The sequence below is a fragment of the Nocardia sp. NPDC056100 genome, assembly GCF_042266325.1.
In the GTDB taxonomy this organism is placed as follows: domain Bacteria; phylum Actinomycetota; class Actinomycetes; order Mycobacteriales; family Mycobacteriaceae; genus Nocardia.
The window spans coordinates 142,157-160,439 of record NZ_JBHJVY010000008.1; the positions used below are offsets into that span (position 1 = coordinate 142,157).

The following is an 18,283-nucleotide window of genomic DNA, read 5'->3' on the forward strand; positions in this document are numbered from 1 at the left end:
CCGACGTGGTGGGTTGCGATCCGAGGGTTTCCAGCCGCTATGCGGTGGCGAGACTGCTTGTGAAAGTTGAACGATCGAAACGTCCGGCCGGTTCGAAGCGGGCCAGCAGTGCGTCCGCGTTCTCCCCGGTCACCTCGGTGATGAACCTGCCCGCGGCGTCGAGGGAATCGATGCCCAGGAAAGGCTGCGGGCGATGCAGCAGGCCCACCAGCGCCGAGGCGAAGCGCGGCTCCACCGCGGCCGCCGCGAACAGGGTGTTCCCGATGTCCGCGAGTTCGGGATCGCCCAGGAACAGCCGGGTCACCCGATTAGCCGCATCACCGCGCGCCGCGAGGAATGAGCGGTACTGCCGCCCGATCCACTCCTCGTCGAACGGTCCGTCGTGTACGGCCGCCGCGGCGACCAGCCGCTGCGCCTGAATCAAACCGCTCTGCGCGCCCTGTCCCGCGATCGGATCGTAGGCGGCGGAGGTATCGCCGAGCGAGGCCACCGGATGACCACTCCCGGTATGCCCCACCCCGGCCCGAACCACCGGGCGCACAGCGCCTTTCAGCCACGAATGCGGATCCTCGGCGATGACCTGCGTGGCCTGCACCTCGGGCAGATCCCAATCGATGTAGTCGCGGTACAGCTCTCGCACGATCCGCAGCGCGGAGTCCGCGGAATCGGCTGCGGCGAAACGCTTCTCCCAGTCGCTGCCGGGCCGCGCCCAGCCCAGGAAAGCCCAGCTGGGTCCGGCGTCCTTGTGCAGGTACGGGCCCCACCAGCCCTCACCCTGCTCGGCGAAGATTGAGAAGCCGCTGCGCGCGCCGCCCGCGCGGCTGCGGTGCGCGAATACGCTGTCATCGTGGTCGAGCCCGGTGACCGTGACGGTGAGCAGTGAGCGCTGCGGAGCGCTGTAGGGCGTGCGGGACTCGTCCACCGGAAACAGCTCCGAGAGCCCGCCGCGACCGGTCGCGACCAGGGTGAGGTCCACTCCGGCGGCAATGCTGCCGAGCTTCTCCGGCGTCACCTGCTGAACGATGAACCGGCCGCCGCGCTCGGCGAAGGCGGTCAGCCGTTCATCGGCCTTGAGCCGGGTATCGACGGCCACACCGACATAGCCGTCGAAATGCCCGTCGAACGCGATGAGTTCCTCGCGCTCGGGTCCGGCGATCCGCACGGTCAGACCGGTGTGGCGGGGCGCGCGGGCGGTGTAGGTGTCCAGTCCGAGCGCGGATTCGGCCTGCTGCGTCTCGCCGAATTCCAGTGCGGTGCCGGTGGCGGGGACGTCATCGCGCAGCGCGCGCTGGTCCCTATCGCTGTAGAGCGTCACATCGAAACCGGCGTCGAGCAGGCCCAGTGCCGCGGTGACACCGGTCTGACCGGCTCCGATCACGGCAGCCGAGCGGGTGGATTTGCGCTGAGAGGTCATGAGCGGATCTCGCTTCCGGTCAATACTGCGGCGGGGGTCGAATCGGGATCGAGCGATGAATCGGGCACGGGGACAGCGGATCCCGGACGGGACTCGCCATCGGACAAGGCGGTCGACGCCGTACCGCCGAGGCGATAACTCGCTCCTCGATGTTCGGGCGGCAGCCGATCCCCGGCCTCGAACAGGGCGTTGCGCAGGGTGCCCGGGACGTACTCATCGGCGTACGCTCCGCGTGCGGTCAGCACCGGAACAACATGGCGCACAATGTCTTCGAAACTGCCCGGGGTGATGGCATAGGCCAGGTTGAAGCCGTCCAGATCGGTATCGTCGACCCACTCCTGGAGTTGATCGGCGATCGTCTCGCCGGAGCCCACGAAAACCGGTCCCATACCGCCGATTCCGGCCCAGCGGCCGATATCGCGGACCGTCCACTCCCGGCCGTCATCGTCGAATTCCTGGAACGCTGCCACGGCGGATTGGATGGCGTTGCTCTCCACCTGGCCTATGGGAGCGTCCAGGTCATAGGTGGACAGGTCGATGCCCATCCAGCCCGACATGAATACCAGGCCGCCCTCCACACTGGCGTAGGACAGGTACTCCTGGTGTTTGCGGTGCGCGGCCTCGTCGGTCTCCGCGGTGATGATGGTGGCCAAGGCATAGATCCGGGCGGCGTTGCGGTCCCGACCGGCGGCTTCCAGCGCGTCACGAATACGGGAGACCGTCTGTGCCAGCACGCGTTTGGACGGTCCGGCCACGAAGATCGCCTCGGCGTTCTCGGCCGCGAAGCGCACACCGCGCGGTGACGCGCCCGCCTGATAGATCACCGGTGTCCGCTGCGGCGACGGTTCGGACAGATGGATGCCCGGGACCGTGTAGTGCTTACCACGGTGCCCGATATGGTGCACCTTCGCCCGATCCACGTAGACGCCGCGAACGGCATCGCGCACCACCGCATCGTCCTCCCAGGAGCCCTCCCACAGCTTGTAGAGCACCTCCAGGTATTCATCGGCCTGGTTGTAGCGCTCATCGTGATCGAGCTGATCGTCCGCGCCGAAATTCCTTGCGGCGGAAGGCAGGTAACCGGTCACGACATTCCAGCCGACCCGCCCGCCAGTCAGATGATCGAGGGTGGACAGGCGGCGTGCGAACGGATAGGGATGCTCGAATCCGGTTCCGGTGGTGATTCCGAAGCCGAGGTGTTCGGTCACCGTCGCCATCGCCGAGACCAGCAGCAGCGGATCGGCGACCGGGATCTGCGCGCCCTGACGCAGCGCCGCGATGTCATTGCCGCCGTACACGTCATAGGTGCCGAGCACATCGGCGATGAAGATCCCGTCGAATCGACCGCGCTCCAACAGCTTCGCCAACTCGGTCCAGTACGCGAGATCGGTGTAGCGGTGCGACTGATCGTCGGGATGCCGCCACAGGCCCGGCGATTGATGGGCGACGCAGTTCATATCGAAGGCGTTGAAGCGGATCCGGCGCGTCATGATCTCGCCTCCGGGGTCAACTCGCTCGCGCTCCGACGGATTCGGCGGTTCATGATCTCGCCTCCGAAGTCCACTCGCCCCACGCTCCAACGGATTCGGCGCGTCATGACGCCGCCTCGGGGGTTCGTTCGCCCGCGCTCCAGGCGAACGGCAGATCCGTGCCGTTGAGCAGGTGATCACCGATCGCGCGGGCCTTCTGGATCGCGGGATTGTGCACCGAGATGGTGCGGGCATTGCGCCAGTGCCGATCCAGGCGCAACTGCTCCGAAACCGCTGACGCGCCACCGACTTCGAAGAGCAGGGTGGTCGCGGGCAGCACCAGGTCGATCACCGCGAGCTGTGCGCGAGCGGACGCGAGTTCGGCTGCCACCACCAGACTTTCGTCCTGCGCTCGATCGTTCAACACCTCGTCGAGCGCATCGGCGACCGCGAGCACACTGGCCTCGGCGGCGAAGGCGGCGGCGGACAGGCGGCCGATCACCTGCTGCACCAGCGGATCCCGGCGGGGCAGGTCGGCGACCGAATGCGTATAGCCGCGGGTGCGAGCGGCCACCCACTCCCGAGCGTCCCGCTCCGCCCGCCGGGCGATCCCGGCCAGCACCGCAAGCTGAACCAATTGCAGATAGGCCGTCGCATAGGTGGGTCCGGGCGCACCGTATCCGGGGCCGAGCACATTGTCCTCGGTCACCAGCACATCGGTGAATTCCGTTGTCCCGCTGGCGGTGAGCCGCTGCCCGAAGCCATCCCAATCATCGGACTGGCGCACGCCCTCGGCATTCGCCTCCACCAGCACGCCGACCCGCTCGCCGTCCCGATCCGCCGCCGCCACAATGTAATCCGCGTACAGCGAACCGGTGCTGTAGAACTTCGTGCCATTGAGCCGCCAGTGCGCACCGTCGCGAGTCAGCTTCGTGCGGTAGTGGTCGACCGCGCCGACACCCGGTTCGGTAATGGCATTGCCGACCAGACTGCCCTGCGCCACCGAACGCAACCACTGCTCGCGGGCCGGACCGGGCTCGGCCAGTAACTGGTCCTCCACGAAGGAGAAATGCACCCGAAGCGCCTGCGGCAGATTGGATTCCGCGGCCGCCAGCGCGATCAGCTGCCGGAACAGCTGGCGGACCGTGACGCCGTACCCGCCGTATTCGACCGGTACCCGCAGCGCGCCGAACTTCGCGGCGCGCAGCAGGTTCACCTCCTCGAACAGCAGTCTGCGATCGGTTTCGCGTTGCACCGCGCCCTCACCTATGCGAGCGAAGATGGGGCCGAAGATCGCGTCCAGTTCGGCGTCGGTGGTGGACTTCGCCTCTACGGTGGTCATCGCGCCACCCCCACCGGCTCGGGAGTGCCCGCAAGCAATTCGTCTTCGAGTTCCCGCACGATCGGCAGCACCTGGCTGCCGAAATACTCGACTTCCTCGTGATAGTGCAGGAATCCGAGCAGCAGCAGATTCACCCCGCGCTTCTTGTACTCGACGATCCGGTGCGCGATCTGCTCGGGAGTGCCGATCAGCTTGGAGCGGAAACCGTCGTTGTACTGCACCAGATCCTCGAAGGAAGAATCAGCCCACATACCGCGCTTATCGCCGGCGGAATTGCCCGCCTGCTGCACCGCGCCCCGGAAGCCCTCCACCGCTTCGGGATTGGCCTTGGCGACGATCTCGCGCAGCGTCTCCTTCGCCTCGGCTTCGGTATCGCGGGCGATCAGGAATCCATTGAGCCCGAACTTCACCGTGCGGCCGTGCTCGGCGGCGGAGGCGCGGACCTCGGTGATCTGCTCGGTAATGCCGTCGTAGTCCTTGCCATTGCTGAAATACCAGTCCGACACCCGGCCCGCCATCGCGCGTGCCGCGGTCGAATTGCCGCCCTGGAAGATCTCCGGATGCGGGCGACCCTCCGAGGTCAACGGCTTGGGTTTGAGGTCGTATCCGCGCAGTCGGTAGAAGTCGCCCGCGAATTGAGCCGCATCCTCGGTCCAGCTCTTGCGCAGCACCTCGATGAATTCCTCGGAGCGCCGGTAGCGTTCGTCATGTTCGAGCCACGGTTCACCGAGCGCGGTGAACTCACCCTTGAACCAGCCGCTCACCACATTCACCGCGGCCCGGCCGCCGGAAAGGTGATCGGCGGTAGCGATCAACTTCGCCAATACGCCCGGCTGCCACAGCCCCGGATGAACGGCCGCGATCACCTTGAGTCGTTCGGTGGCCAACAACAACGCGAGGCTAAAGCTCGTCGACTCATGTTGGTACGCAGCGCCATAACTCGCCATATACCGCACCTGAGTCAACGCGTATTCGAACCCGTTGTTCTCGGCCAGCACCGCAAGTTTCCGGTTGTACTCATAACTCCAATCGGTGCGCTGCTCGATATCACTGATGACAAGACCGCCGCTGACATTCGGCACCCAGTAGGCGAATGTCAAAGGTTCTGCGACACTATCGAATTCATGGTCCACGGACATAGACGTACTCCATCGAAAGTAGGTAGAGGGGCTCAGCAAGCGCTGCGACAACAACTCTCGTCGATCATGATCCCTAGCCTGGAATTCCTAGAAAACCACCGCCCAACAGGCGTTTCGATGTGCCGATCCGCTTCCCTGCTCGTGCACATACTCGAACTGCTCGATCCGCATAGATCCCTCTCCATCAGCGATCCCGCACACCCTCCCCTACCCAAGAATGCAGCGTGCCCGCTCCCGAAAAGAGGGTTGCAATCACGAAGAATCAATACGCCCGAGCGGAAGCAGCCCTAACCGAGCGGTTGACGAATGACGACATCGAGGATCCAGCCCACTGCTCTGACCAGCTCCCCGTGAGTTCAGCGTGACTGTCACACCGAGGGGTCTCTACTTCCTGAAGGAGATCCCGGCCATTGATGTCGTGGCCCAGGGCTGGTGTCGTGAGCGCACCCGTGCGGGCAGCGGCAGGCGGAGTAGTCGTCGACGTCGGGGAGGTCTTCTGCGATGCTACAACCAAAGTAACGTCCAAACTCTGGGCATGGAGTCTTCGGATGACCGAACGCAGTACCAATCTTCAGCCGCCGATCCCGTCGATCCCATTGTTCGGACAGGCTTGGTACGAACGAGGTTTCGGATACTGGACGAAGCGAGCACTGATTTCGATTGCGCTCGGGCTCCTGCTGCTACTTTCGATTGTTTTCATCTGGGCCGTTGTAGCAACAATCATCGACAAGGCAAGCTCCTGGCCCAGGGTTGTGTTGTTACTCCTTGTGGCTGCGGGCGTCTCCTGGAGCCACTATGTCGGCTTCAAACAGGTTCAGGCACGCAATATCAAACCATCTTCGAACACCGTGGCCGGATCGGCAGGTGTTATCACAGGGGCCGCCGCATATGGCGGCTCCAGTATTGCCGGAGGTCTCATTCTCCTCGGCCAAATTTTTGCCGTCGGGTGGATCACGGCTAATTTCGCATACTCACTTCGGCGCTATGTCAGCACCTTTGAGGTTCGCGCGGTTGACCAAATGCAAGAGTGGTTTGTGGAACATCCAGAATTTCCAAACCATCAGCGCCCCAAGCAATTTCAGCAGTAACCTTTGCTCAGGGTTCGTACCGCATAAGCCAGTTACGCGGCCCGCCCTTCGGCAGCTCGAGCGTCGCAACCACTTCGAACCCGAACCGCTGGTAATACGGAACGTTCTCGGCTTTCGCCGTCTCCAAATGCGCCGGCAGCCCATCCGCCGCACACCGCGCCAACCCCGCCGCCATCAACACCCGCCCATACCCCCGGCCCCGCACCTCCGCGGCAGTCGCGATAGCCATCAGATGCCAATGATGTTCCGCGACATGCCCACCCGCCAGCTGCCGCGCCCCCTCCATCATCAGCGGCACCCGCGACCCGAAAATCCGCCGCCGCCTCACCCAGTCCGCCAGCGTCCGCGGCGTCCGCACCCGAGTGGTATTCATCCAGAGCGCCGCGCCCACAATCCGATCCCCATCCACAACGGCGAGATCGACCCCCTCACTCGTCCGCCCCGACTCCATATAGGAATCTTCGAACGCCATCCGCAACTCCTTCAACCGCGACCCCGTATGCGGATGCATCCACCGCGCATGCGGATCATCCTCGAACGCCTCCGCGAGCATTCGAGACACACGCGACCTATCGGACGGCAACCCGCCACGAACCGTCTCGAAACCGGTACCGCCACCGTCAACCACAACCGCACCCATCAGTCCCACATCGCCCACTACGACATGAATGCCACCACGAATCGATTCCCCAGTCCAGGGTGCTTACTCGAACCGTGCTGGCCAAGGGATCTGACGCATGAAGCGGGCACAGAGGGTTTCGAACCGTTCAGGATGAGTAGGCATCCTGAGCAGGCGAATTACTCCGCCCGCGTTGGCCCAGCTCGAGCGAGCTGGGTCTTCCCGTGGCAGTACCCGTTGCCCGCGATGAGCGGGTCTTCCGTGGGTTTCCAGCGGGCAAGTTTTTCGTCCCGACGCAACTCGCCGAGGACGTTCGAGCTATCGCCGCCAGGTTGCGAGCGGCGTTGAGGTCGCGATCGATGACGAGGCCGCATCGGTCACAACAGTATGTTCGATCGCGCAGGGAGAGTTTGGTTTTCACTTCCCCGCAGGTCGAACATGTCTTGGAACTCGGGTACCAGCGGTCGGCGACGTGAACCTGTGCGCCATTCCAGTTCGCCTTGTACTCCAGCTGACGCCGGAATTCACCCCACCCGACATCGCCGATGGACCGCGCCAGCCGCCGATTAGCCAGCATCCCAATAACATTCAGATCCTCGATCGCGATCGTGCCGAAAGAAGTAGCCAGCCGGGTAGTCAGCTTGTGCAGCGCGTCGCGCCGAGCATTCGCAACTCGCGCATGTGCGCGAGCAAGGCGCTTCTGGGACGCGAGCCATCTTTTCGATGGCGCCGACTGTGTCCGCGTATCCCTGCCACGGCGACGAACCACTTGTCGCTGCAATCGGCGAATACGACGCGTCGCGGCATCGAGATGCCGAGGGTTGGGCACAATCGTCCCGTCCGACAGCACGGCAAGCGACTGAATCCCGAGATCGACCCCAACCACCAGATCCGGCCGTGCCGGAACGGAATCGACACGCTCGACCTCGACCGAGAACGATACGAACCACCGCCCAGCCCGAAGCGATACCGTCGCCGAGCGGATGCGAGCACTGTCGAGCCTGAGATGCCGGGCAAGCTTGCGGGTTGACTCATGTGAGCGCACCACCCCGATCCGTGGCAGCCGAACATGACGACAATCCGTCGCAAGCCCGATCGCGCCGGTTGTGAATCGACAAGACATCGCACTGCTCTTCGTCTTGTATCGAGGGAAGTCCATCGCGCGCCCCTCGCGCGCTCCAGCCCGAGAGTCGCTCCAATTCTTCAACGCGGCAGACAGATTCGCGAGCCCAGACGCGTACGACTCCTTGGAGTTCTCCGGCCACCAGGGTGCGACAACATCTTTGACCTGATTCCACTCCTTGCGCAGCGCATAGGCGGACCACGCCACCACCGGGGTGAGTTGATCCCCGGTGAATCCATAGGACATCTCGGCGGCGCGTTGATCGATGTTCGCCTTGATGCGCCGCAGACCCCAGTTGTAAGCAAACCGCTGTGCCCCACAGTGCGACCGCAGCGCCTGATCCTGGACGGACGAGGGTTCGAGAGCAAACCGATAAGCCTGAATCACGACACCCACCCGAACCCCCATCAGATCCACCGACAAGAACTGGAATCGAATATCCGTTCGAACGATAGTTGGTCCGCATCGGCACGACACTCGAAACACAAAGAAAACCGGCAGGTACCTGTTGGTACCTGCCGGTTCGGAGTGGGTGCACGCGGTTTCGAACCGCGGACCGCTGGTGTGTAAAACCAGTTCCGTACCGAATGAGGTGCCATCCACACCTACCTGCGAATCTGGAACGAGAACTACCGCAGTTCAGCAGTTTTCGACGAACAGCACATCGGACACGCTGCCGCACTGCTGGACTTAGCTAGACACGTGTCCGCTCCATTTTGCCCCACGCACATACACTCATTGCCCCACACCGCCTGGGTCTCCAGTCAGAGGCCGACAGTCAAGCCCGCAGTGTGTATGACCTCGACATGGCTTAGCTACAAACTTGGGCATCCGTGATGACCTCCACCGCCAAGAAACGCGCTAACGCCACGTCCGGCCCCAAGGCTGCCGCCTCTCGACCCCGCGGGAGCAGCACTGGAACAGTCGAATACTTTGGATCATCTTTTGCGTGAACTATTCTATTTCGTATTCCGTATATCCGCGCAGATACTTGCGCCGTCAGCGATTTATGTGCGTTGGCCTTATTAAGAAACTCAACACCTTTTATCGGTCCATTCTTACCAAAGTGATGTTCATATTCTCGAGAACCCAGAAATTCCTCAAGCATATCTACACGTACAGAGTCGGCCATCAGAAGCGAAATCTGATCAGATTCGGTTGCCCTCGATCCGGATTCTGCGCATCTCGCAACCCTTAGAATCGATTCATCGGTCGCCTCGAATCGCGGGTCAGCCAACTCTCGACGAATATCCCGAATCATCGCGCGCCTCGCGGCGAAAGGAAAGAAATACTCCAGTACTTGATAATACGAGGTGAAGGCAAGTAGCGGATTATCTTTGACATTCTCAGCAAAAGAGAAAAGTTCCGATACCTCCATGGAAATCTTCGTTCGAGGAAACCGAATCTTAGAGGAGTTGCTAAAGATTCTGCTCCCCCAACCATTTCGATTAATTCTACTGCGCAACTCAATCGCCCAGTCATTCCGCGTCGCAAGTTCATAGAAGAACGAACCTGCAAGCCGCATGGCCTGAGCAGTTAGAACTTCACGTTTCAGCTCAGATTCAAAGGAGACCTTCAACGAGTAAGATAGATCCCTGGGGTATCGATCGCCTGACTGAAATGTATAATGATCCAGGTTAATCGGCGATGAGAATAGGACGCCACAGGGTGACAGCGGCGATAATTCAAGGCATGTCCCGCTAGCCGAATCAGCTACATGGATCACATTGCGATCCCTGGCCCGCAGCCCGGGGAACCGTTCCTTAGTGTCGTTACCGATGGACTCGTCAACGCGCGGCAGTGGATTATCCAGATGTCGACACTCCAATTCTCCACCGGAAACATCCAAATCAAGGTCTTTCAACATATCGAATGCATAATCAGCTTGCAATACCTCGATTTCAACATATCCGGAATTGAGAGTAAATCCAAAATAATCTTCGAGAAGCTCCGGTTTCAACGGTAGCTGTTCCGCGAGCGATCTAATGTTATCCGTTTTGATCAGAACAGGCTTTTCCCACCTATAACTGTAAGGTTGCGAGTTGGATTGCCGCAAATACAATCCCGAGTCAAGACAGTATAGGAGGTCATAGCCGACAATGGCTAGTTGCTCCCTCAACCGATCGACGTCATCAGAAACTATTTCATTCTCGCCCGCTGAAATGAGTGCTTCTTTGATAAAACGAACCCAACCATCCCTATATTCATAGTCCCTGTCTGCGCACATATCCCAAACCTTATGAATCACTGTCACGAATTGACATATATATCAAAATACGCCCCGCGAGCACGTATCGCATCGGGTTTTTCTTGAGCGGCCTTGCTCAGACCCTATTGATCACGACACGGAAGTCTGTCGTTACCGTCGATACGAGCTTCACCCTCAACGTCGAACGCCCCACCACAGTTGCCACAGTAGATCGGCCCGGCGTTGAAGACATTACGTGAGACGCGAATCTTTCGGTCGCAACCGCACTGCGCGGGTAGGCCATTGTTGCTGGACGTGCGTCCTCCTCGCCGCTCGGGTTCCCTCCGCCGATAAGCCACTAATGCGAAGGCCAACTCGTCCGGCTCCTCGTGGTACAGCTCTCGAGCATGTCTGACATGGGGTGGGCCGAGAAACTTCCGAGTGGTAGATACCGCGCTGTCTACCGAGACAAGCACGGCCACAAACGAAGTGCGGGAATCCTCACCTCGAAGGACATCGGCAGGCGCAAGGCCGCCGCCAAAGAAGATGCGGAGCGCGAGAATCCCTCACGCCCCACGCCTGCCACCACATGGTCCGAGTGGCTTCCCCGATGGACGCTGTTGCGCACCGTCGAAGAAGGCACCCAGAAGATCGATACCCAACGCATCAACAAGCACCTCGTACCGAAGTGGGGCAGCTGGTTGCTCACCGACATCACCCAGCCGGACGTCCAGGAGTGGGTAGTCGGACTGAGCAAGACTCTCGCACCGACAACCGTCGACAAGTGTTACCGCCTCCTCAGCGGCTCCATGAAAGCGGCGCGCATGGCCAAGCTGATCGCTGAAAGCCCCTGCGTCGACATAAAACTGCCCAAGCCCGGCCCTTCGCCGGAGCGGCACCTCGAAGACGAAGAGGTCAACGGCCTTCGCGATCCCCTGGAGCCGATCGATCAACTCATTGTCGACGTGCTACTTGGTACGGGCATGCGGATGGGCGAAGCACAAGGACTCCATAAGGAACACATCGACCTCAAACGTCAGACGGTGACGATCGAGTGGGCATGGGACAAAGCCGCCAGGCGGATGAAGGCTCCGAAAGATCATGAGCGCCGTGTCATCCCGATTGGGCCGACGTTGACCAAAACACTTGCCGCGGTGATCAAGCGCGATGGACTCGGTACGCCGGCCCCCGTCCCCTATGTCAGCGGTCGAACCGTGCGCAGCGGCCTCCTACTGGCTCACACGGACAACCGCCCGTTCGATCAAGACAACTTCAGGGATCGATTTGTCGCCGCAGCGCGAGTCGCGTGGGTGGGAGAGGGTGACGACAGACGCCGAATCGGGAAGGTGCGGCCCAACGATCTCCGGCACACCTACGCGAGTCGGCTGGTGCGCGCCAAGGTCCCACTAGATCAAGTGCAACTGCTGCTGGGTCACGCCTCGGTGCGCACGACCCAGCGTTACGCCAGGCAAGGAGAAAGCCAATGGCCCGATGTCCGAAAGACCCTCGGCTAACTGCCGGTGCCCCACGTTTGTCCCATGAATCGGGCCATGGGGCAAAAGAAACCGGCAGATACCTGGAGGCACCTGCCGGTTCGAGGTGGGCGCACGCGGTTTCGAACCGCGGACCGCTGGTGTGTAAAACCAGTGCTCTACCACTGAGCTATACGCCCGAGTCGTCCCGGCGGGGCCGGGTCGGATGTCGTTCGCGGATCTTGGGATTCGCGGGTGACGGGTTATGAATCTAGCGCGGCGAGGGCTTTCTCCCAAGCCTGCTGGTCACGGGCCTCTCCGGGGCCGTTCATTTCGGCGAAACGGATGATTCCGTCCTTGTCGATGACGAACGTTCCGCGGTTGGGGTAGCCGGATTTCTCGTTGAAGACTCCGTACGACTGGGCTACCGCGCCGTGCGGCCAGAAGTCGGACAGCAGGGGGAAGGTGTAGCCCTGTTCGGCGGCCCAGATCTTGTGGGTGGGCGGGGGGCCTACCGAGATCGCGAGGATTTCGGCGTTGTCGTTCTGGAACTTGGGGAGTTCGTCCCGGACCTTGCACAGCTCGCCCTGGCAGATACCCGTGAAGGCCAGGGGGTAGAAGACGACCAGGACGTTCTTCTCACCGCGGTAGCTCGACAGCGAGACTTCCTGGTTGTTCTGGTCCTTCAGGGTGAAGTCCGGTGCGACCGTGCCGACCTCTAGTGGCATGCGAAACCTCCATCGTGTCCGGGCATTCGAGGACGGCGTGCCACGACATGTGACACGCCGTCCATTCGAAGACCTTAGCGAAGACGCGGTCAGCGCTGCTTCGAGGGCGTCTTGGGTTGTACCAGGCGGCTTCCCGACCAGTCGTTGCCCAGGCTGATCGACGAGGTTTGGGTCAGGCCCGCCGGAGATGCGGACTCGGCGATTTCCGCCGGATCCACATGGCCACTATGGCCGGTCTTGGGTGTCAAGACCCAGACGATGCCGTCATCGGCCAGCGGGGTGATCACGTTGAGGAGTTCGTCGACCAAGTCGCCGTCTCCGTCCCGCCACCACAAAAGCACGACGTCGACGACCTCATCGGTGTCTTCGTCGAGCATTTCGGACCCGATGGCCTCTTCAACGGCGGCCCGCAGGCCGTCGTCGGTATCCTCGTCCCAGCCCAGTTCCTGAATCACCATTCCGTGAGTAATGCCAAGCTTCTGAGCGTAGTTCTGCGCGTCCGCCGCGGCGACCACGGTGGCGTCCTCCTCAACTCCAGACAATAGGTAGATGCAAGCGAACATGGTTATGGCCCGTAGCGCAAGCTGATCGGCCGAATTCGCACCCTAAATGTCGTATGTGAGACCTCACGCCCACCCGGATCACCGTGCCGGGCAAGCGTTCCGGACCGCGTTCAAAGCATCGTTGACCTTGTGACTCGCGTCATTGAGCGGTCCCACCGACGAGCTGTTCGTCATTTTTCGAACTTCCGCGGCCAATCCGCGCGCCGCGCCGATGTAATCGGTGAACTTCTGCGCCAGATCGGCCGCCAGGTCCGCGCCGGACGCGGTCACCCGCCCCTCGACCGTCTTCGCCGCATCGTCCAAAGCGTTCGCCGCGGCCTCCCGCTTATCGGCCTGGTCGGCGGTCTGCCCGTCGTGCGCGTCCACGAAATCGTTGTAGCGATCCACAGCGGTGCCCGTGGTAGCGCGGAACGGATCGCAGTTATCGGTCACCGCCTTCGCCTGCGCGGCGGCGGCTTTCGACGCCGCGGCCGCCGTCGACGATGCCGCGGCCTCGGCCTTGTACGAGGTCGCATCCGCCTGATTCACCGTCGCGGTACCCTCGACGGTGCTGGCGCAACCTGCGACAACAAGCCCCAGCCCGACCGTGACGGTCGCACATGCCAATCCGAACCCACGCGGGTTCAGCAGCTTCATCGTCTCCCCGTTCCTGCCTGAGCCGGTTCCCTGGAGAACGGTACTGGATCGTCTGCTGACATGATGAGCTGGGACGCATCATGCACAAGGATGTGAGATGCGCCCCAAACCAATCGTTACGGGTATGCCGCACACCAGCGACTGCCCGGGTGAATGACGCCTATCAGATGTCCCACCCTGTGTACGAGGAGCAATCGTCTTGACCGACCTGATGCACCCCAATCCTTCGTCGAGTCCCACAAACGGCACGGCACGAAATCGCCCGGCGGGGGGCCGGGTCCGAGTGATCCGCGAGGGGGTGGCGTCATATCTTCCGGACATTGATCCGGAGGAGACCAGCGAATGGCTGGACAGCTTCGATGAAATGCTCGAGCGTGAAGGACCGGGTCGCGCCCGCTACCTCATGCTGCGGATGCTGGAGCGTGCCGGCGAACGCCACGTCGCGATCCCCGCGCTGACTTCGACCGACTATGTGAACACCATCCCCACCGAGAACGAGCCCTGGTTCCCCGGCGACGAGGAAACCGAACGCCGCTTCCGCGCCTACATCCGCTGGAACGCCGCGGTCATGGTGCACCGCGCCCAGCGCCCCGGAATCGGTGTCGGCGGCCATATTTCGACCTACGCGTCGTCATCGGCCCTGTACGAGGTGGGTTTCAACCACTTCTTCCGCGGTAAGGATCATCCCGGCGGCGGCGACCAGGTCTACATCCAGGGCCACGCCTCCCCCGGTATCTACGCGCGCGCCTTCCTCGAGGGCCGCCTCACCGAAGACCAGATGGACGGGTTCCGCCAGGAGTACTCCCACGGCGGCCCCGGAGCCGGTCTCTCGTCCTACCCGCATCCGCGACTCATGCCGGACTTCTGGGAATTCCCCACGGTCTCCATGGGTTTGGGCCCGATGAACGCCATCTACCAGGCGCGTTTCAATCATTACCTGCACGATCGCGGTATCAAGGACACCTCCGATCAGCACGTGTGGGCCTTCCTCGGCGACGGCGAGATGGACGAGCCGGAATCGCGCGGCCTCATCCAGGTCGCCGCGAACGAGGGCCTGGACAATCTGACCTTCGTCATCAACGCCAACCTGCAGCGCCTGGACGGCCCGGTGCGCGGTAACGGCAAGATCATTCAGGAACTGGAGTCGTTCTTCCGCGGCGCCGGCTGGAATGTCATCAAGGTGGTCTGGGGCCGCGAGTGGGACTCGCTACTCCAAGCCGACCGCGACGGCGCGCTGGTCAACCTGATGAACACCACCCCCGACGGCGACTACCAGACGTACAAGGCCAATGACGGCGCGTACGTGCGCGAACACTTCTTCGGACGCGACCCGCGCACCAAGGAGCTGGTGAAGGGCCTGTCCGACAGTCAGGTCTGGAACCTCAAGCGCGGCGGCCACGACTACCGCAAGATCTACGCGGCGTACGCGGCGGCCATGGCGCACAAGGGCCAGCCGACGGTCATCATCGCCAAGACCATCAAGGGCTACGGCCTGGGCAAGCACTTCGAGGCCCGCAATGCCACGCACCAGATGAAGAAGATGACGCTGGACGACCTCAAGTCGTTCCGCGATGTGCAGCGCATTCCGATCACCGATGAGCAGCTCGAGGCCAATCCGTATCTGCCGCCGTACTACCACCCCGGTATGGACGCGCCGGAGATCCAGTACATGATGGGCCGCCGTAAGCAGCTGGGCGGTTTCGTGCCCGAGAGGCGTACCGCAGCAAAGCCTCTGCAACTTCCGGGCGATGAGGCCTACCGTTCGGTCCGCAAGGGCTCGGGCAAGCAGAGCGTGGCCACCACGATGGCCTTCGTGCGCCTCATGAAGGAACTGCTGCGGGACAAGGAAATCGGCAAGCGCATCGTGCCGATCATCCCCGACGAGGCCCGTACCTTCGGTATGGACTCGTGGTTCCCTTCGTTGAAGATCTACAACCGCAACGGTCAGTTGTACACATCGGTCGACGCCGAATTGATGCTTGCCTACAAAGAGTCGAGCATCGGCCAGATTCTGCACGAGGGCATCAACGAGGCCGGATCGACCGCGTCCTTCACGGCCGTAGGCACCTCGTACAGCACGCACGGCGAGCCGATGATCCCGCTGTACATCTTCTACTCGATGTTCGGTTTCCAGCGCACCGGGGACGGTCTGTGGGCCGCCGCGGATCAGATGGCGCGCGGATTCGTGCTCGGAGCAACCGCCGGGCGAACAACGCTGACCGGAGAGGGCCTGCAGCACAACGACGGTCACTCGCTGCTGCTGGCGTCGACCAATCCGGCGTGCGTCCCGTACGACCCGGCCTTCGCCTTCGAAATCGCCCATATCGTGCGAGATGGCTTGCGCCGCATGTACGGCGGCGGCGTCGGCATCACCGGATATCAAGAAGCCTTGCCGGGCACCGATCCCGAAGCGCATTCGGAGCATCACGACTTCGGCGGCGAGGACATCTTCTACTACATCACCCTCTACAACGAGCCGCAGTCACAGCCGGCCGAGCCGGAGAACCTGGATGTGGAGGGCCTGCTCAAGGGCATCTACCTCTACAAGCGCGGTGGTGAGGGCGCGGTGCGCGCCCAGATCCTGGTCGCGGGCGTCACCATGCCCGACGGCCTGCGCGCCCAGGAGATGCTGGCCGAGGAGTGGGGCGTACAGGCCGACGTCTGGTCCGTGACCTCCTGGGGTGAGCTGCGAAAAGAGGCTCTCGCCAAGGAGATCCAGAAGTTGCGGCATCCGGACACCGATCCGGGCCAGCCGTACATCACCCAGGCGCTCGGACAGGCCGAGGGCCCGTTCGTGGCCGCCTCGGACTGGATGCGCGCGGTACCGGATCAGATCCGCCAGTGGGTACCGGGCAAGTTCATCTCGCTCGGCACGGACGGTTTCGGTTTCTCCGACACCCGTCCGGCAGCACGCCGCGTCTTCAACGTGGATGCCGCATCGATCGTGGTAGCGGCCCTTTCCGGGCTCGCCGAGGCCGGAAAGATCGACCGCGCCAAGCTGGTCGAGGCAGCCGCCAAATACCGCATCGACGATGTGAACGCCGCGCCGAAGGCGGCACCCGGTAGTGAAGGTGGCGACGCATAACGCACGATTAACACCGTGGAACGTAAACCGCCGAGGCCGCGCCGGATCAACGAAGGCTCCTCCGAACACGAGGTCTACCTTCCGACCGGCGCGCTCTCGCCGAACCGCCAGACCCGAGATCCCCTACCGGACACGCTGCTCAAGCGGGTAAAACAGTTCTCGGGCCGACTCTCCACCGAGGCCGTGTCCTCGATGCAGGAGCGGTTGCCGTTCTTCGCCAATCTGGATGCCGCGCAACGCGCCGGTGTCCAGATGCTGGTGCAGACCGCGGTGGTGAACTTCCTGGAGTGGCTGCAGGATCCGGAGAGCGATATCAGGTTCAGCCTGGACGCTTTCCAGGTCATCCCGGATGATCTGGCGCGGCGGCTGACGCTGCGCCAGACCGTCGACATGGTTCGCGTGGCCATGGAGTTCTTCGAACAGTGGCTGCCCGCGCTGGCGCGCAACGACCGGCAGCTGGTGGCATTGACCGAGGCGGTGCTGCGATACGGCCGTGAGCTGGGCTTCGCGGCCGCCTCGGTGTACGCCAGCGCGGCGGAATCACGCGGTGCCTGGGATACCCGGCTGGAAGCGCTGGTCGTGGACGCGGTGGTGCGCGGCGATACCGGTCCCGAAATGCTCTCGCGCGCCGCGACTCTCAACTGGGATGCCACCGCACCGGCGACGGTGCTCGTCGGCACGCCCCCCAAAGATCAAGTAGCCGTGGTCGGTTCGGTGCATTCGGTGGCGGCTCGGCACGGCCGCAATGCCCTGGCTGTGGTGCAGGGTTCGCGCCTGGTCATGGTGGTCAGCGGCCATCTGGGCGACACCATGTATCCCTCGCCCTTCCTCGCCGACCTGCTCAGCGAGGCTTTCTCGGACGGTCCGGTGGTCATCGGCCCGACCACCCGCACGCTGTCGGTCGCACATATAAGTTCTGTCGAGGCGATGGCCGGTATGGAGGCCGTGGTGGGCTGGCGCAGCGCGCCACGCCCGGTGCACGCGACCGAACTTCTGCCCGAGCGTGCGCTTTTGGGAGATCGTGCCGCGGTAACCGCCCTCAACGAGCTGCTTGTGTTACCGTTGGCCGCCGCTGCGGGCGAGCTGTCCAATACCTTGGACGCCTACCTGGACTGCGGCGGTGCCGTAGAGACTTGCGCACGGCAACTGTTCGTTCATCCAAATACCGTCCGCTATCGGTTGAAGCGAATCGCCGACATCACGGGACGTGATCCGATGAACCCGCGCGATGCCTACGTGTTACGAATCGCGTCCACGATAGGTCGCCTGACGCGAATCCGTAACGAATCGCCTACTTCGGCCCCAGATGTAACCCCCGTCACAGAACCTAAAGATGGGATGTAACGCGTCTGGGGAATCGGACGATCCGACCAACCCACGTGCCCTTTTGTAGACTCCTCACAAAAGACTCCGGCAA

14 protein-coding genes and 2 tRNA genes are annotated in these 18,283 nt (G+C 62.5%); 4 read left to right on the plus strand and 12 right to left on the minus strand.

Annotation, left to right across the window (positions count from 1 at the left end):
• Positions 1-37: 37 nt before the first annotated feature.
• The 4 genes from ACFC0O_RS44540 to sfnG form a co-directional block, all read right to left on the minus strand.
• Positions 38-1,414: a styrene monooxygenase/indole monooxygenase family protein gene (locus ACFC0O_RS44540; protein WP_375968366.1), complete on the minus strand. Its 1,377-nt coding sequence runs from the start codon at positions 1,412-1,414 to the stop codon at positions 38-40.
• Positions 1,411-2,904 carry an LLM class flavin-dependent oxidoreductase gene (locus ACFC0O_RS44545; protein ID WP_375968367.1) on the minus strand — a complete coding sequence of 498 codons (1,494 nt, stop codon included), beginning with the start codon at positions 2,902-2,904 and terminating at the stop codon, positions 1,411-1,413. Before ACFC0O_RS44545 ends, ACFC0O_RS44540 begins: the two co-directional genes overlap by 4 nt.
• A gap of 103 nt (positions 2,905-3,007) precedes the next feature.
• Entirely contained in the window at positions 3,008-4,225 is a 1,218-nt protein-coding gene (locus ACFC0O_RS44550) for an acyl-CoA dehydrogenase family protein (protein ID WP_375968368.1), read from the minus strand.
• Positions 4,222-5,364, minus strand: coding sequence for a dimethylsulfone monooxygenase SfnG (gene sfnG, locus ACFC0O_RS44555; RefSeq protein WP_375968369.1), 1,143 nt, complete (start codon positions 5,362-5,364; stop codon positions 4,222-4,224). Before sfnG ends, ACFC0O_RS44550 begins: the two co-directional genes overlap by 4 nt.
• A gap of 548 nt (positions 5,365-5,912) precedes the next feature.
• Between sfnG and ACFC0O_RS44560 the strand changes: the two genes are divergently transcribed.
• Positions 5,913-6,452 carry a hypothetical protein gene (locus ACFC0O_RS44560; protein WP_375968370.1) on the plus strand — a complete coding sequence of 180 codons (540 nt, stop codon included), beginning with the start codon at positions 5,913-5,915 and terminating at the stop codon, positions 6,450-6,452.
• 7 nt (positions 6,453-6,459) lie between these two features.
• On the opposite strand, the gene ACFC0O_RS44565 is transcribed toward ACFC0O_RS44560, so the two are convergent.
• The 4 genes from ACFC0O_RS44565 to ACFC0O_RS44580 form a co-directional block, all read right to left on the minus strand.
• A complete protein-coding gene (locus tag ACFC0O_RS44565; RefSeq protein WP_375968371.1) occupies positions 6,460-6,924 on the minus strand; it encodes a GNAT family N-acetyltransferase in 465 nt (154 codons plus the stop codon).
• Positions 6,925-7,219: 295 nt separating this feature from the next.
• Positions 7,220-8,611 carry an IS607 family element RNA-guided endonuclease TnpB gene (gene tnpB, locus ACFC0O_RS44570; protein WP_375968611.1) on the minus strand — a complete coding sequence of 464 codons (1,392 nt, stop codon included), beginning with the start codon at positions 8,609-8,611 and terminating at the stop codon, positions 7,220-7,222.
• Between the two features lie 112 nt (positions 8,612-8,723).
• Positions 8,724-8,799, minus strand: a tRNA-Ser gene (locus ACFC0O_RS44575).
• A 206-nt stretch (positions 8,800-9,005) separates the two neighbouring features.
• Positions 9,006-10,448, minus strand: coding sequence for a hypothetical protein (locus ACFC0O_RS44580; protein WP_375968372.1), 1,443 nt, complete (start codon positions 10,446-10,448; stop codon positions 9,006-9,008).
• Between the two features lie 350 nt (positions 10,449-10,798).
• Here ACFC0O_RS44580 and ACFC0O_RS44585 point away from each other — a divergent pair, with 350 nt between their 5' ends.
• The gene (locus tag ACFC0O_RS44585) at positions 10,799-11,896 is read left to right on the plus strand and encodes a tyrosine-type recombinase/integrase (RefSeq protein ID WP_375968373.1); all 1,098 of its coding nucleotides are present in this window, start codon (positions 10,799-10,801) and stop codon (positions 11,894-11,896) included.
• Between the two features lie 86 nt (positions 11,897-11,982).
• On the opposite strand, the gene ACFC0O_RS44590 is transcribed toward ACFC0O_RS44585, so the two are convergent.
• The 4 genes from ACFC0O_RS44590 to ACFC0O_RS44605 form a co-directional block, all read right to left on the minus strand.
• Positions 11,983-12,054, minus strand: a tRNA-Val gene (locus ACFC0O_RS44590).
• 63 nt (positions 12,055-12,117) lie between these two features.
• Positions 12,118-12,582, minus strand: a complete 465-nt coding sequence (locus ACFC0O_RS44595; RefSeq protein WP_375968374.1) for a peroxiredoxin — start codon at positions 12,580-12,582, stop codon at positions 12,118-12,120.
• Between the two features lie 89 nt (positions 12,583-12,671).
• Positions 12,672-13,097, minus strand: a complete 426-nt coding sequence (locus ACFC0O_RS44600; RefSeq protein ID WP_364638242.1) for a DUF3052 domain-containing protein — start codon at positions 13,095-13,097, stop codon at positions 12,672-12,674.
• A gap of 126 nt (positions 13,098-13,223) precedes the next feature.
• Positions 13,224-13,781 carry a hypothetical protein gene (locus ACFC0O_RS44605; RefSeq protein ID WP_364638245.1) on the minus strand — a complete coding sequence of 186 codons (558 nt, stop codon included), beginning with the start codon at positions 13,779-13,781 and terminating at the stop codon, positions 13,224-13,226.
• 211 nt (positions 13,782-13,992) lie between these two features.
• Between ACFC0O_RS44605 and aceE the strand changes: the two genes are divergently transcribed.
• Together aceE and ACFC0O_RS44615 are read left to right on the plus strand one after the other, a co-directional pair.
• A complete protein-coding gene (aceE, locus tag ACFC0O_RS44610; protein WP_375968612.1) occupies positions 13,993-16,866 on the plus strand; it encodes a pyruvate dehydrogenase (acetyl-transferring), homodimeric type in 2,874 nt (957 codons plus the stop codon).
• 45 nt (positions 16,867-16,911) lie between these two features.
• Positions 16,912-18,210, plus strand: coding sequence for a helix-turn-helix domain-containing protein (locus ACFC0O_RS44615; protein WP_364640355.1), 1,299 nt, complete (start codon positions 16,912-16,914; stop codon positions 18,208-18,210).
• Positions 18,211-18,283: the final 73 nt, after the last annotated feature.